At 63.9% G+C, this 13519-nt stretch carries 12 protein-coding genes; 4 read left to right on the top strand and 8 right to left on the bottom strand.

The window, feature by feature from the left end; genetic code table 11:
• Nucleotides 1–38: 38 nt before the first annotated feature.
• The 4 genes from I4484_RS20735 to I4484_RS20750 form a co-directional block, all read right to left on the bottom strand.
• The gene (locus tag I4484_RS20735) at nt 39–1112 is read right to left on the bottom strand and encodes a transporter (protein ID WP_234283674.1); all 1074 of its coding nucleotides are present in this window, start codon (nt 1110–1112) and stop codon (nt 39–41) included.
• A complete protein-coding gene (locus I4484_RS20740; protein ID WP_197449027.1) occupies nt 1105–2451 on the bottom strand; it encodes a sigma-54-dependent Fis family transcriptional regulator in 1347 nt (448 codons plus the stop codon). Before I4484_RS20740 ends, I4484_RS20735 begins: the two co-directional genes overlap by 8 nt.
• Before the next feature lie 104 nt (nt 2452–2555).
• On the bottom strand, nt 2556–3227 hold the full coding sequence (locus I4484_RS20745) for a LuxR C-terminal-related transcriptional regulator (protein ID WP_197449028.1): 672 nt from the start codon (nt 3225–3227) through the stop codon (nt 2556–2558).
• Nucleotides 3228–3960: 733 nt separating this feature from the next.
• Nucleotides 3961–5328, bottom strand: coding sequence for a sigma-54 dependent transcriptional regulator (locus I4484_RS20750; RefSeq protein WP_197449029.1), 1368 nt, complete (start codon nt 5326–5328; stop codon nt 3961–3963).
• A gap of 453 nt (nt 5329–5781) precedes the next feature.
• Between I4484_RS20750 and rdgB the strand changes: the two genes are divergently transcribed.
• The 4 genes from rdgB to I4484_RS20770 all read left to right on the top strand — a co-directional run bounded on the left by rdgB (nt 5782) and on the right by I4484_RS20770 (nt 9243).
• Nucleotides 5782–6393, top strand: a complete 612-nt coding sequence (gene rdgB / locus I4484_RS20755; protein ID WP_197449030.1) for an RdgB/HAM1 family non-canonical purine NTP pyrophosphatase — start codon at nt 5782–5784, stop codon at nt 6391–6393.
• Entirely contained in the window at nt 6393–7592 is a 1200-nt protein-coding gene (gene hemW / locus I4484_RS20760) for a radical SAM family heme chaperone HemW (protein WP_197449031.1), read from the top strand. Before rdgB ends, hemW begins: the two co-directional genes overlap by 1 nt.
• A gap of 27 nt (nt 7593–7619) precedes the next feature.
• Entirely contained in the window at nt 7620–8303 is a 684-nt protein-coding gene (locus I4484_RS20765; protein WP_197449032.1) for an OmpA family protein, read from the top strand.
• Between the two features lie 94 nt (nt 8304–8397).
• A complete protein-coding gene (locus I4484_RS20770; protein ID WP_197449033.1) occupies nt 8398–9243 on the top strand; it encodes a 23S rRNA (adenine(2030)-N(6))-methyltransferase RlmJ in 846 nt (281 codons plus the stop codon).
• A gap of 4 nt (nt 9244–9247) precedes the next feature.
• Here I4484_RS20770 and mnmE read toward each other — a convergent pair whose 3' ends face one another.
• The 4 genes from mnmE to rpmH all read right to left on the bottom strand — a co-directional run bounded on the left by mnmE (nt 9248) and on the right by rpmH (nt 13057).
• Nucleotides 9248–10618 (bottom strand): tRNA uridine-5-carboxymethylaminomethyl(34) synthesis GTPase MnmE, encoded by a 1371-nt coding sequence (gene mnmE / locus I4484_RS20775; RefSeq protein ID WP_197449034.1) that lies wholly within the window; start codon nt 10616–10618, stop codon nt 9248–9250.
• A gap of 112 nt (nt 10619–10730) precedes the next feature.
• Nucleotides 10731–12419, bottom strand: coding sequence for a membrane protein insertase YidC (gene yidC / locus I4484_RS20780; RefSeq protein WP_197449035.1), 1689 nt, complete (start codon nt 12417–12419; stop codon nt 10731–10733).
• 118 nt (nt 12420–12537) lie between these two features.
• Complete coding sequence (gene rnpA / locus I4484_RS20785) at nt 12538–12909, bottom strand: ribonuclease P protein component (RefSeq protein ID WP_197449036.1); 372 nt, start codon at nt 12907–12909, stop codon at nt 12538–12540.
• A gap of 13 nt (nt 12910–12922) precedes the next feature.
• On the bottom strand, nt 12923–13057 hold the full coding sequence (gene rpmH, locus I4484_RS20790; protein ID WP_010626003.1) for a 50S ribosomal protein L34: 135 nt from the start codon (nt 13055–13057) through the stop codon (nt 12923–12925).
• Nucleotides 13058–13519: the final 462 nt, after the last annotated feature.

Here is a 13519-nt window from a genome sequence, read left to right on the forward strand (position 1 = left end):
TAAGGCCCGGTAGTCGGCACCGGGCCTCCGGCCGTGGTTCAGAACACGTTGGAGCCGAAGGGCACCCGCAGTGTCAACACGGTATTTGGGGCGTCGTCTGTCACGCCCAGCTCCAGGCCCAGGTTGACCGAGACATCCTGGTTGAGCTGGTAGGACCAGCCCAGCAACAGCGAGCCGACATTGAGGGTGCGTGAGCTCTGGGTCACTCTGGCGTCGTCGTCGAAGTACTCGGTTTCGGTCTTGCCGATGAAGTCGTTCTTGAAGCCCAGGGTGAAGGAGGCCCGCGGATTGATGGCGTAGGCCATGCCGAAACTCAGGCGCACCGCATCGCCCGGATCCACCTCGCCGATGTGCAGCTCGTCGGTGAGTTGAGTGTCGACGTCGTCGCTCATGTTGTAGAGGTAGCCGAGGTTGGCGAAGAACACCGCCGGGTCGGAGGGAAACAGGGCGGTGATGCTGGGCTCGATGGCATGGAAGCCGGAGCCGGTAGCCAGCTCCTTCTCGATGCCGTCGGAATCGCGGGCGATGTCGAAGGGGCCGTCGCCGGTGACGCTCTTGTAGCGCAGGTTGCCGACGAAGAAGGGCCAGCCGTTGTGGCCGCGGTTGAGCTGGTAGCGCGCGGTGACTTCGATGTCCCCCAGGCCATTGCCGGAAAGGTCGCGGTCGATGTCGAAGCTGTCGTCGCCGACCGTGGGGACCGTGGCTCGCACGGTATCGTCGCGATAGACATAGGGCACCTTGAGCTCCATCTCGAGCCGGTCGGTGACACCGAGGCGGCCGGTCAGCGCCGCCGTCCAGATGTCGCGCTCGGCCTCCTCGGCGCTGAAGACTCCGATCAACAGGGTGCTGAGGATCTCGATGCCGCGAAAGGTCAGGCGGTTGACCCCCGAGTGGGAGTACTGCAGCGACGGCTCGAGCACCAGCCGACCGCGCGGCGTCAACACGCCGCCGATGTCCGCGATGGCCTGGACTTCGGGCTGCTCGGGCGGTGCTTCGACCGGGGCCTGGCCCACGGGGGAGGTGATGCCTCCCGGGGTAGCGGATTCTTGGGCCACCACGACCTGGGACAGGCCCAGGGCGGTGGTCAACAGCAGGGCTTGCATTCTAGTCATGTGTCGTTTCCCTTGGTGTCCCGGTTCCGGGGAACCGTTGTGATGAGTGTCGATCGACGATGCGCTGGATGTCGTACTTGTCCAGCAGGCGGTAGAGCGTGACGCGCGAGACCCCTAACTCCCGCGACGTGCGTGCCACGTTGTGGCGATTCCGCTTCAGTGCGTTGAGAATGGTGCTGCGCTCTGCCTGTTCACGGATTTCCTCCAGAGTGGGTGGCTGAAGTGGCTTGCCCGGGTTGGCAATGGGAATGTCCTCCGCCTCGATGCGGGGAGGATTCGACATGAGCATGGCGCGGCAGACCGTATTCATCAGCTCGCGAATGTTGCCCGGCCAGTCGTGGTCCTGCAGTCGCGCCATGGCGGCTGGACTGAAGCCCGTCAGGCCGGAAGGCCTGTAGTGCTTGAACTGTTCGAAGAAGAGCTCGACGAGTGGCTTGATATCCGGCTTCCTCTCCCGCAGCGGCGGTATCAGGATCTCGAGCACGTTCAAGCGATAGAAGAGGTCGAGCCTGAAACGCCCCTCCGCCACGAGCGCAGGCACATCCCTGTTGGTTGCCGCGAGGATGCGCACGTCTGCTCGGGTTTCCTTGCGGCTGCCCAGGCGAAAGAAACGGCGGCTCTCGATGAAGCGCAGCAGGGTCGCCTGCAGGTCATAGGGCAGCTCGCTGATCTCATCCAGAAACAGGGTGCCCCCGGCAGCGGCTTCGATCTTTCCCGTGCGACGACTGTGTGCATCCGTGAAGGCCCCCTTTTCGAAGCCGAACAGCTCGGATTGGATCAGGTTGGGCGGAATGGCACCGCAGTTGACCGCAACGAACGGACCCTCGGCGCGGGAGGAAAGCTCGTGGATGGCCCTGGCGGCCAGCTCCTTGCCGGTTCCCGACTCGCCGCTGATGAACACCGGGGCATCGACGTCAGCGAGGGCATGGATCTGCTCGACGACGCGACGCATGCCGGGGGTGGAGCCGACCATGATCTTCCTGGCGACATGCAGGCGTGCCTGTGTGTCGGCGCGGGTCGACACGGCATGCAGCTTGGCGACGTTGCGCAACAGGCAGACCAGCCCGGGCAGGTCATCCCCGACATGCACGCTGTGGAACAACCGGACAAGCGCGGGCCGGACCCGGGCATCGCTGGCTTGCCGAGCGTTGGTCAAGGCCACCCATTCGAAGCCGCTGTCGAGAACGAGGCCTTCCAGGGCCGACAGACTCTCGGCATCCTCTCCCTGCAACTGGACGAGTCCGACGTGGAAGTTGCCCTCTGCCATGCAATGGCACGCTTCCTGGTGACTGGCGGCGAGCGTGATGATGCAACCCTGTTCGTTCAGCGCCGCCAGCAACCTACGCGAACGCTCGGGGGCTCGATCCAGCAACATCACGTTGGGGGGCGTTTCCATGGCGGATATCCCTAATGACTGCCTCTGGCACGACTCCCTTGCCTGTCTCAGTGCCTCGATTCTCGCTTGTAGCTGGGAGGCACGCTGAACAGGTTGCGCCTGGCCCAGTTCATCGCCTGCAGCCGGTTGTGAACCTTGATTTTCCGGAAAATATTGTAGAGATGGGATTTCACGGTGTGCTCGCTGACGAACAGCTTCTCGGCGATCTCCGAGTTGGTGGCCCCCGTGCCGAGAAGCCCGATGATCTCCAGCTCGCGCTGCGTCAAGCCGCAGGCCGGGCGGTAGGAGTTCATCTGCTGCCGACGCAGCAGCTGGATCATGCGCGACATCAAGGTGCGCGACATCCAGAGGCTACCGCTGTGAAGCGCCTCGATCCCCTTGCAGATCAGCTCCAAGCTGTCGTTCCGATAGAAGATCCCCTGCAGATTGAGCGACGAGAGCAGTTCGACGGCGTGTCCTTCGTCACGCACATTGAATGCCGCAAGGCTGATGTTCTCCTTGCCATCCGCTGCGGCCTGCCATCGCTGCATGTTCGCTTCGCTCAGGTGATCCAGGTCGAGAATCACCAGGACGTCCTCACCTTCATCCATGGATGGCATGGCCTCGGTGTCGACAGCAATGACCTCATGATCCAGCTGGTGTTGAAGGTGTTCGATGAACAGCTTCGACTGAGGGTTGATGGCGGTTACAAGAAGGATTTGGAAATCCATGGCGGCCATGCTCGCCCCTCCTTTATCCGAATTTCAAAATGTAAAAAAATGTAAAATTACGGTGCTTATCGGAGTCTCGGCCATAAACGGCAAAGTTGTTAATACAACTTTTGCATATAGAAGTCGCCATTTATTCTCATGCGTTCTAATTTCTCATACCAGCTGGCTGGTCTCAGAGATATCAGCCTGTTCAAGGGAGTACCTTTCCAGAAACGAAATCCGCTTAAAAATCCAGTTAAAACAATCAACTATAATTATTATGTGATGGTTTTACGGAACAGGGTTACGCCAGGTTTGCAGAGACTGGTGTTGACCGAAGTATTAGGCCGTGACGCCGCGAGTCGGCGCTTTTTCCTCCCTTGCGGCTGATGAAATCCCTTCCGAATTTTCCTTTATGCAACACATGCATACAAAGTAGAAAAATAAAAAACTCATTAAAACAGTGAGTTATATTTTTGGCATGTCATTTGCTCCTTACATGGCGAGTGACGGCAAGCGTTCATTCTCGAGCATTACAACCATCAGGCAATGGCATGACATCAATCACGCCGAGAACGACACATAGGCAAGGATATGGGCCTCGGTCGCAGACAAAGCGCAGATGCTTTTCGGTAGCGGTGGACTGGGAGCGGAATCCGACGACGCACGATCACTTGACCCTCCGCATGCCGTTCCAGATGTGACGGCTCGCCCCGTACCGCGCCGGCGGCGCCGGACGGTACGGGACCTGCGAGAGGGGACATCAAGCGGACGACAGCGAGATGGAGGCGTCGCGATTGCGCGCCAGCTGGTGCTTTTCCATGAGGCGATAGAGCGTCACGCGGGAAACGCCAAGCTCATCGGCCGCCTTCTTGACCTTGTGCTTGTTGCGGCGCAGGGCGCAGATCAATGCCTCCTTCTCGGCATGGTTACGCGCCTCTTCGAGCGTGACGACGTTGCGGTTCAAGGTGCGCCGCTCCAGGCCCAGATCGATGGGTTTGATCAAGCGCTGCTCACACATGATCATGGCACGGCGTACCCGGTTGATCAGCTCCCGGATATTGCCCGGCCAGGAGTATTGACGCATGAGGGCCAGGGCTTCCTGGCTGAAGCCGCGAACCTTCATGGATTTCTCTTCGATGAATTTATCGAAGAAGAACTTGGCCAGGATCTCGATATCCTCCTGGCGCTCCCTCAGTGGGGGGATGGGAACCTGCAGCACATTGAGCCGATGATAGAGATCTTCGCGGAAGCGTCCCTCCTCGATGGCCTTCTCGAGGTCCATGTGGGTAGCCGACAGCACGCGGACATCGACATGGATCTCATCGACCGCACCGATACGCTGAATGGTTTTTTCCTCCAGGAAGCGCAGCAGGTTGACCTGCAGCTCAAGGGGGAGATCGCCTATCTCATCCAGGAAAAGAGTGCCCCCCGCGGCCGCCTCGATCTGTCCGATCTTCATCTGGCTGGCGCCGGTAAAGGCGCCCTTTTCATGTCCGAAGAGTTCGGACTGGATCAGGTTGCTGGGCAGGGCGCCGCAGTTTACCGCGACGAAGGGTGCCGGAGCGCGCATCGATCGCTCGTGTATGGCACGGGCGGCAAGCTCCTTGCCCGTGCCTGACTCGCCGCTGATGAAGACGGGAGCATCGACGGAGGCGACGCGCCTGATGGTGTCGAATACCTTCTGCATGGCGGGGACCGTTCCCACCATCTCGAATTCCGCTGCCTGGGGCTTGGCCGCTCTCTCCTCGACCCTGAGCCGTTTCATGGCCGCGGCATGCTGCATCAGGCAGTCGACCTGGTCGACGTCGATGGGCTCGGGCTGAAAGGCCATGAAAAGATTGCCCAAGGTCTTGCACAGCACCGGGTCGTCGGGTTCCGGCTCATGGAGCAGTGCCATCCACTCCATGTCCGAGCGGATGACGAGCAGTTCGATACGCTTCAGGTCATCATGGCTGTCGTGCAGGAAAAGAATGCCCGCGGCGTACTCAGCCTCGCTCAATCGAGCCTCGGCCTGGGACAGGGAGCCTGCCGTGTCGATGCGCCAGCCTTTTTTCTGCATGCCTTCAACGAATTCTTGATGGTTGTGGCTCAGCGAGCCGACCATCAAGAGTCTTGCCTTGTTATCCATTATCGCTCGTCCCTTTTCGAATCCTTCGAGGTTAAAGCAAGCGTTGGTTTCTTTTCGTTACCTTCCCTTTATGTTTACTAAATTAGATAGCCGATTGGTATCGGGTCTATAACATTGTTTAACCAAGCCAAGGTCTTGCCGGCTTTCCGGTCAAGATTCCATGACTTGATTTCATTCTTGTCGGTTCGGCGGCTGCGTTGGAGGCAAAGGGGGATCCACTGCCGAGTCACACCGCTTCCCGCAATGTCATCGTCTCGAGGCTGGATGTAAAGATAGGTTACGAACACCCACACAACAAGCCTGCGCGGGTAATATGCCGTACCGGTATTGTTGTTCGTTATCGTGCTGCAACTTCGGCATACCGCGCCTTCGGTCGGAAGAGAGGCTGGTTCAGCCCGACTCAAGGCTCGTGTAAGATGATGGCCTGCGGGTCTTCATTGAAGAGGAAGTATCGTGTCCCCTACCGACGCGCTGGTCCTGGCCAGCGGTAATCCCGGCAAGATCCGTGAGTTCGGCCAGCTTTTCGCGCCTCTTGGGCTGCGGGTCCGGCCCCAGGCCGACTTCGGCGTGACCGACGTCGAGGAAACCGGGCTCACCTTCATCGAGAACGCCTTGCTCAAGGCACGGGCGGCCAGTCGGGCCAGTGGCCTGCCGGCGCTGGCCGACGACTCAGGGCTCGAGGTCGATGCGCTGGCGGGCAGCCCGGGCATCTATTCGGCGCGCTACGCCGGTGAACCCAAGAGCGATGCGCGCAACAACGCCAAGCTGCTGGAATCCCTGTCGGGGGTCTCGGGAGCCGCCCGCAGCGCGCGCTACTGGTGCGCGCTGGTCTACCTGCGCCACGCCGAGGATCCGGTGCCGATCATCGTCCAGCGCAGTTGGGAGGGGGAGATCCTCGAGCAGCCGTGCGGTGAGGGTGGCTTCGGCTATGATCCGCTGTTCTGGCTGCCTGCGCTCGGCAGGAGCGTCGCCGAGCTCGATGCCGCGGAGAAGAATCGCCTCAGCCACCGTGGGCGGGCCCTCGAGGCCATGCTGGCGGCCCTGCGCGAGGCGACCCGGCGCTGATGCCGGCAGCCACCCGGAAGGCGTCGGCACTGCCGCCGCTGGCGCTCTATGTGCACGTGCCCTGGTGCGTGCGCAAGTGCCCCTACTGCGACTTCAATTCCCACGGGGTGGGCCGGGGCGCCGAGTTGCCGGAGGCCGAGTACCTGGCCGCCCTGTTCGACGATCTCGATGCCGACCTGCCGCTGGCGGCGGGCCGGCCGCTGGTCAGCATCTTCATCGGTGGCGGCACGCCGAGCCTGATGTCGGCCGACTTCTATGCGCGCTTTCTCGAGGGGCTGACGCGGCGCCTGCCGCTCGACGAGCGGGTCGAGATTACCCTGGAAGCCAACCCCGGCACGCTGGAGCGGGGGCGCTTCCTTGGTTATCGCCGGGCCGGCATCAACCGGCTGTCGCTCGGCGTGCAGAGCTTCCAGTCGGCCCAGCTCGGGGCCCTGGGACGAATCCACAGCGGTGACGATGCCGTTGCCGCGGTGGCCGAGGCACGCACGGCCGGTTTCGATAACCTCAACCTCGACCTGATGCACGGCCTGCCGGGGCAGACTCCCGAGCTGGCCCTGGCCGACCTGGAGCGCGCCCTGGCGCTCGCGCCGGAGCACCTCTCCTGGTACCAGCTCACGCTCGAGCCCAACACCGAGTTCCACTCGCGCCCGCCCGTGCTGCCCGAGGAGGAGCTGCTCTGGGAGATCCAGGACCTTGGCCATGAGCGGCTCGAGGCGGCGGGCCTTTCGCGCTACGAGATTTCCGCCTACGCGCAGCCTGGGCGGCGCTCCCGCCACAACCTCAATTATTGGCGCTTCGGCGACTACTTGGGCATCGGGGCCGGCAGCCACGGCAAGCTGAGCGCCGTGGACGAGTCGGGGAGGCTTTGGGTCGAGCGCCGCTGGAAGACGCGCCAGCCCGAGGCCTACCTGCGCCGGCGTCGCGATCCGCGCGGCTTCGTCGCCGGCAGCAGCCGGGTCGACGACGCCGAGCTGCCGCTGGAGTTCGCCATGAACGCGCTGCGCCTCGTCGACGGTGTGGCCATGGCCGATTGGCCGGCCCACACCGGGCGCCCCCTCGCGGTGCTGAGCGAACGGCTCGCTGCGGCATATGAAAAAGGACTTCTTGTGGAAGATCGTGAAAGGCTTCAGGCTTCGCCGCGAGGTCTATTATTCTTGAACGAGCTGCTGGCGCTCGTGGACGACGCCGGCACGAAATGATCTCGACACCCTGAACGGAGATTGCCCATGCTCAAAGCTACCCGATTCGTTGCCCCCCTCGCGGCTGCCTTGCTGCTCGCCGGCTGTGCCACCACCGATCCCTATTCGGGGCAGACCCAGCGCAACAAGACCCTGTCGGGAGCCGGGATCGGTGCGGCTGTGGGTGCCGCCGCCGGTGCCCTGTCGGGCGACGGCAGCACCAGCCGTCGCGATCGCGCCGCGATCGGGGCGGTCGTGGGGGCCGCGGCGGGAGCCGGCATCGGTGCCTACATGGATCGTCAGGAACAGCAGCTGCGCGAGAGCATGCGCGGTACCGGCGTCGACGTCGAGCGCCGCGGCGACGACATCGTGCTCAACATGCCGAGCAGCGTGACGTTCGGCTTCGATTCCAGCGATCTCACCGTGCAGGCGCGCAATGCGCTCAACGACGTCGCCAACGTGCTGACCCAGTACACCGATACCCGCGTCAACATTGCCGGGCACACCGACAGCACGGGCGACGACGCCTACAATCAGCGGCTCTCCGAGCGCCGCGCCGAGGCCGTCGGCAGCTACCTGGCCCAGGCAGGCGTGGCACGCAATCGCCTCTCGATGAACGGTTACGGCGAGAGCCAGCCGGTGGCGAGCAACAACACCGAAGAGGGTCGGGCCCAGAACCGTCGCGTCGAGATCACGCTGACGCCGATCGAATCGCAGTTCCCGCAGCAGTAAGCGTCCTCCAACCGCGGCATTGCCCTGCAGGCCCGCCACTGCCAGTGGCGGGCCTGTTCGCTGGTCGCTTCCGTTGCGCCTGAGGTCACCGTTCATGCTCTCCTACCAGCATGCCTACCACGCCGGCAATTTTGCCGATCTCCACAAGCACCTCGTGCTGCATGCCGTGGTCGATCACCTGCTGCGCAAGGCCTCGCCGATCACCTTCGTCGATACCCACTCCGGACGCGGGGTCTACCCCCTGGACGCGCCCGAGACCCAGCGTCTCGGCGAGTATCGACACGGCGTGTTGCCGCTGTGGCGGGAACGGGGTCGCCTGGCTGACGAACCGCTGCTGGCAAGCTGGCTCGATGCCGTCACCGACCTGCAGCACGGCGGGCCTCGCCTCGAGGTCTATCCCGGTTCGCCCTGGTGGCTGGCCCGGCGACTGCGCCACGGCGATCGGCTGTGGCTCTACGAACTGCACCCCGGTGAGCACGACCACTTGGCGCAGCAGCCACTGCCGGCGAATGCCCGGCGGATTCACGGCGATGGCCTGGCGGGCCTGGTCCAGGCGCTGCCGGTCCCCACCCCACGGCTCTGCGTGCTGATCGACCCCAGCTTCGAGCGCAAGGAGGAGTACGCCGAGGTCGCCGATACGCTGCTGGCGGCGATGCGCAAGGCGCGTCATGGCGTGGTGCTGGTGTGGTACCCGCTGCTGCCGGCTGGGCGTCACCTCGAGCTGCTCGAGCGGCTGCGTGACGGCGGGCTGCGCAAGATCTGGCGCAGCGAGCTGACGCTGCGCCCGCCCGGGGGGGAGCACGGCATGTACGGCAGCGGCATGCTGGTGGTCAACCCGCCGTGGGGACTGGACGAGCGCCTCGCCGCGGCCATGGCGCGGGCCACGCCGCTGCTGGGCGAGGCAAGCCGCTACACGGCCGGTTGGTGGGTGGCGGAGTAGCAGGCTACTTGCCGATACAGAAGCTGCCGAAGATCTCGCCGAGGAGGTCGTCGGCGCTGAATTCGCCGGTGATCTCACCCAGGGCCTGCTGGGCGTCGCGCAGATCCTCCGCCAGCAGTTCGCCGGCGCCATGGCCGGACAGCTGCGCCTCGCCGCTCTCGAGGGCCCGCTGGGCACGATCGAGGGCGTCGAGATGGCGGCGGCGGGCCGAGAAGCGTCCCTCGGTGGTGGTGGAGTATCCCATCACCGTCTTGAGGTGCTCCTTCAGGTTATCCACCCCCTCTCCGGTTCGCGCCGAGAGGCGTATCACCGGCGGCGTCGTGGACAACTCCGCTGTCGCTGCCTCCCGGCTGGCGTCGATCTTGTTGCGCACCAGGGTCAGGCGGGAGGGGTCGGGGAGGCGCGCGACGAACTCGGGCCAGATCGCCATGGGATCGGTGGCATCGGTGGTGGCGGCGTCGACCAGCAGCAGCACACGATCGGCCCTTTCGATCTCGGCCCAGGCGCGGGCCACGCCGATCCGCTCGACCGCATCCGGCGTGTCGCGCAGACCCGCGGTGTCGATCACGTGCAGCGGCATGCCATCCAGATGGATGTGCTCGCGCAGCACGTCGCGGGTGGTGCCGGCGATCTCGGTGACGATGGCGGTCTCCTGCTCGGTGAGGGCGTTGAGCAGGCTCGACTTGCCGGCGTTGGGCCGCCCGGCGATCACCACGCTCATGCCTTCGCGCATCAGGGCCCCCTGGCCGGCGGCGGCGCGCACCTCGGCGAGTTCGGCCTGAACGGCGCCGAGCATCTCGGCCACCCTGCCATCGGCGAGGAAATCGATCTCCTCCTCGGGGAAGTCGATGGCCGCCTCTACGTACATGCGCAGCTCGATCAGCCGCTGTACCAGCGTCTCCACTCGACGCGAGAACTCGCCCTGCAGCGAGCGCAGGGCGTTCTCGGCCGCCGTCCTCGAGCTGGCCTCGATCAGGTCGGCGATGGCCTCGGCCTGGGCCAAGTCGAGCTTGTCGTTGAGAAAGGCGCGCTCGGAGAACTCGCCGGGTCTGGCGAGACGGGCGCCGAGCTGCACGCAGCGCTCCAGCAGCAGGTCCATGATCACCGGTCCACCATGCCCCTGCAGCTCCAGCACGTCCTCGCCGGTAAAGGAGTGCGGGCCGGCAAAGAAGAGGGCAATGCCCTCGTCGATGATCGTCCGGTCGCCATGGAAGGGACCGTAGTGGGCGCGCCGGGGCTCGGGGCAGTGACCCACCATGGCCTCGGCGATCGCCGCGCACAACGGCCCCGACGCGCGGATGATGCCCACCCCGCCACGCCCCGGCGGGGTGGCCAGGGCGGCGATGGTGTCCTGGTGATAGAGCGGATGCGACATTGGCTGGCCCTGTTGGTTGCGGCGTCACACGCGGCATTGTCCCGTCGTGGGCCCTCAAACGCCAGACCCCCGCGGGGCGGGGGTCTGGGGTCTGGGGCGACGCCTGGTGCGCTCAGCGCTTGCTCTTGGCCGCCTTGCCCACGCTGGGGTCGTTCTCGATCTTGCGCGTGATCACGTACTGCTGGGCAATCGAGATGACGTTGTTGACCACCCAGTAGATGACCAGGCCGGCCGGGAACCACAGGAAGAAGAAGGTGAAGACGATCGGCAGCATCTTCATGATCTTCGCCTGCATGGGGTCCGGCGGCGTGGGGTTGAGCAGCTGCTGCACGAACATCGAGGCACCCATCAGGATCGGCAGGATGAAGTACGGATCCTTCATCGACAGGTCCTGGATCCAGAGCATGAAGGGGGCATGGCGCAGCTCGACGGACTCCAGCAGCATCCAGTAGAGGGCGATGAACACCGGCATCTGCACCAGGATCGGCAGACAGCCGCCCAGAGGGTTGATCTTCTCCTTCTGGTAGAACTTCATCATTTCCTGGGACATCTTCTGGCGGTCGTCGCCGTACTGCTCCTTGAGGCGCTGCATCTCGGGGCCCAGCTTGCGCATCCGGGCCATGGACTTGTAGGCCTTGGCGGAGAGCGGCCACATGGCCAGCTTGACCAGGATGGTCAGGACGACGATCGACCAGCCCCAGTTGCCGATGATGTCCTGGATATGATCGAGCAGCCAGAACAGCGGGTTGGCGATGAACCACAGCCAGCCGAAGTCGACGGTCAGGCGCAGGTTGGGGGCCACCTCCTCGAGGTAGCTCTGCACCTTGGGTCCCATGTAGAGCGTGGCGCCCAGGCGGGCTTCGCCGTCTGCCGCCACCGAGGTCACCGGGCCGGCAAAGGCGGCCACGCTGCGGTTGCGTGAATCGGTGGTGGCGTATTGCAGGTTCTGCTGGTTCTGGGGCGGCGCCCAGGCCGAGACGAAATAGTGCTGGATGATGGCGACCCAGCCGCCCTGAACGTCACGGTTGTTGAACTTGCCGGACTGGATGTCGTCGAAATCGACCTTCTGGTAGCGGTCTTCCGGCGACGAGTAGGCCCCCCCCAGGTAGGACTTCATGCCCATCGAGACGCCGCTGGAGGGGTCGGGGCTGTTGTCCCGCGCCAGCTGGCCGATGAAGCGGGCCGTGATCGGCTCCTCGGTGTTGTTGGCCAGGAGGTAGCTGACCTCGACCGCATAGCTGCCGCGTTCGAAGGAGAAGCGCTTGATCACGTCGACGCCGTTCACCTCGCCGTGAAGGTCGACGTCGAGGCGGCCCTCGTCGTCGGCCAGGCGGTAGCTGGTGTTCTCCGGCGTGAAGCCGATGCGGCCCCCGTGGCCGTCCACCTGCAGTCCCGAGCGGGCCACGTAGCTGCGTGTCTCGTTGTCCGAGAGCAGCACATAGGGGCGATCGGAGCCCAACGCCACGCGATGCTGGGGCAGGGCGGCGTAGACGATGTCACCCCCCTGGGGGTCGATGCGAACGTCGAGCACGTCGGTCACCACGGCGACCAGATCGCGCGTGCCGCTCGACGGCTCCGTCTCGGCCGGCATGTCGCCGGCCATCTCCTGTTCCGCCCGAGGCGCGGCGGGTACCGCCAGGCCATCCTCGTCAGGTGCCTGCTGCTCGTCGGCGGCCGGTGCGGTGATGGCGGGAGCGTCAGGCTCAGGAGCAACCTGGCCATAATCCTGATTCCACTGCACGACCAGCAGGTAGGCGAGCACGGCCAGTGGAATCAGCAATAGGAGTCGTTTTACGTCCATGAGGGTTCTGCCCGGTGGGTAGTGAACATGCCGCTGGAACGAAATCCGCTGCCATGTAGGAAAGGTCGATAGCCTGCCGAGACAGGCTATCGAAGCGGAGTAAAGACTCCGTATCCGGTCAGGAGGTCATCGACTTACGGACGTCACGCTCCAGGCGGCGCCACATGCCGAAGAACTGGCGATGCAGCGTGGCCCGGTCCAGCTCGTTCGCGCCACGCCGAGCCAGCAAGACGATGTCGACGGCGGGTAGCGAGCGCTGCTGCAGGCGGATGGATTCACGAGCGAACCGCTTGAGGCGATTGCGATCCACGGCCCTGCGGACGTTCTTCTTGCTGATGACCAGGCCAAGGCGGGGGTGGTCCAGTCCATTGGGGCACGCCAGGGCCATCAGCCCCTTGCCATGTACCTTGAATGCAGCGTGATCGAAAACGTATCGATAATCCCCGGCAGTCAGCAGACGCAGCTGCTTGGGGAAACCATGACCGGACACGCGCAATCCGAGATCAGGCGCTCAGACGCTTGCGGCCCTTGGCGCGGCGGCGAGCCAGAACGGCGCGACCATTCTTGGTAGCCATGCGCGCACGGAAACCGTGGACACGCTTGCGCTTCAGAACGCTGGGTTGAAAGGTACGTTTCATAACACTGGATTCCCACGTGGTTTATTGACGGAACGTCTTACAGGAATGCCCTGGCTCCCGCGATAGGAACCAGGGGCGGATTCGGTTCAAGACCGGAAATTGTAGAGACTTCGGCTGCCCGACGCAATTGTTCCGCTCGAAGCCGTGGGGCTTGTCGTCGCCGCCGGCGGGGCGGGGGCGTGGCCTCGATACCGCGATGGCCAGTCGTCCGCTGTGGTCAATACTGGGGACGAGCACTGTTGATAAGTCGAAGCTTTAATTAATAAACAATGGTATAGGTCGTGTTCAGGGCTGTGGAAAAGCGTTTCGTAAATGCGCAGCGCTGGCGGCCTGCCGGCCTGGCCTGCGCTTCCTGCGGCGCCGCCGTTTTCCACAGCACCCCGCAGGCGAGCCGCATGTGGATAACCCGTCGGGCGGAGGATACAATGGCCGGTCATGCATCAACGGGTATGGTGAGGTCGA

It is taken from the genome of Halomonas sp. SS10-MC5 (assembly GCF_015992245.1).
Classification (GTDB): Bacteria; Pseudomonadota; Gammaproteobacteria; order Pseudomonadales; family Halomonadaceae; genus Halomonas; species Halomonas sulfidoxydans.

Coding starts and splice junctions, on each gene's coding strand:
- I4484_RS20735 (WP_234283674.1), bottom strand. CDS start 1,112: ATGACTAGAATGCAAGCCCTGCTGTTGACCACCGCCCTGGGCCTGTCC.
- I4484_RS20745 (WP_197449028.1), bottom strand. CDS start 3,227: ATGGCCGCCATGGATTTCCAAATCCTTCTTGTAACCGCCATCAACCCT.
- I4484_RS20750 (WP_197449029.1), bottom strand. CDS start 5,328: ATGGATAACAAGGCAAGACTCTTGATGGTCGGCTCGCTGAGCCACAAC.
- hemW (WP_197449031.1), top strand. CDS start 6,393: ATGCCGGCAGCCACCCGGAAGGCGTCGGCACTGCCGCCGCTGGCGCTC.
- I4484_RS20765 (WP_197449032.1), top strand. CDS start 7,620: ATGCTCAAAGCTACCCGATTCGTTGCCCCCCTCGCGGCTGCCTTGCTG.
- I4484_RS20770 (WP_197449033.1), top strand. CDS start 8,398: ATGCTCTCCTACCAGCATGCCTACCACGCCGGCAATTTTGCCGATCTC.
- mnmE (WP_197449034.1), bottom strand. CDS start 10,618: ATGTCGCATCCGCTCTATCACCAGGACACCATCGCCGCCCTGGCCACC.
- yidC (WP_197449035.1), bottom strand. CDS start 12,419: ATGGACGTAAAACGACTCCTATTGCTGATTCCACTGGCCGTGCTCGCC.
- rpmH (WP_010626003.1), bottom strand. CDS start 13,057: ATGAAACGTACCTTTCAACCCAGCGTTCTGAAGCGCAAGCGTGTCCAC.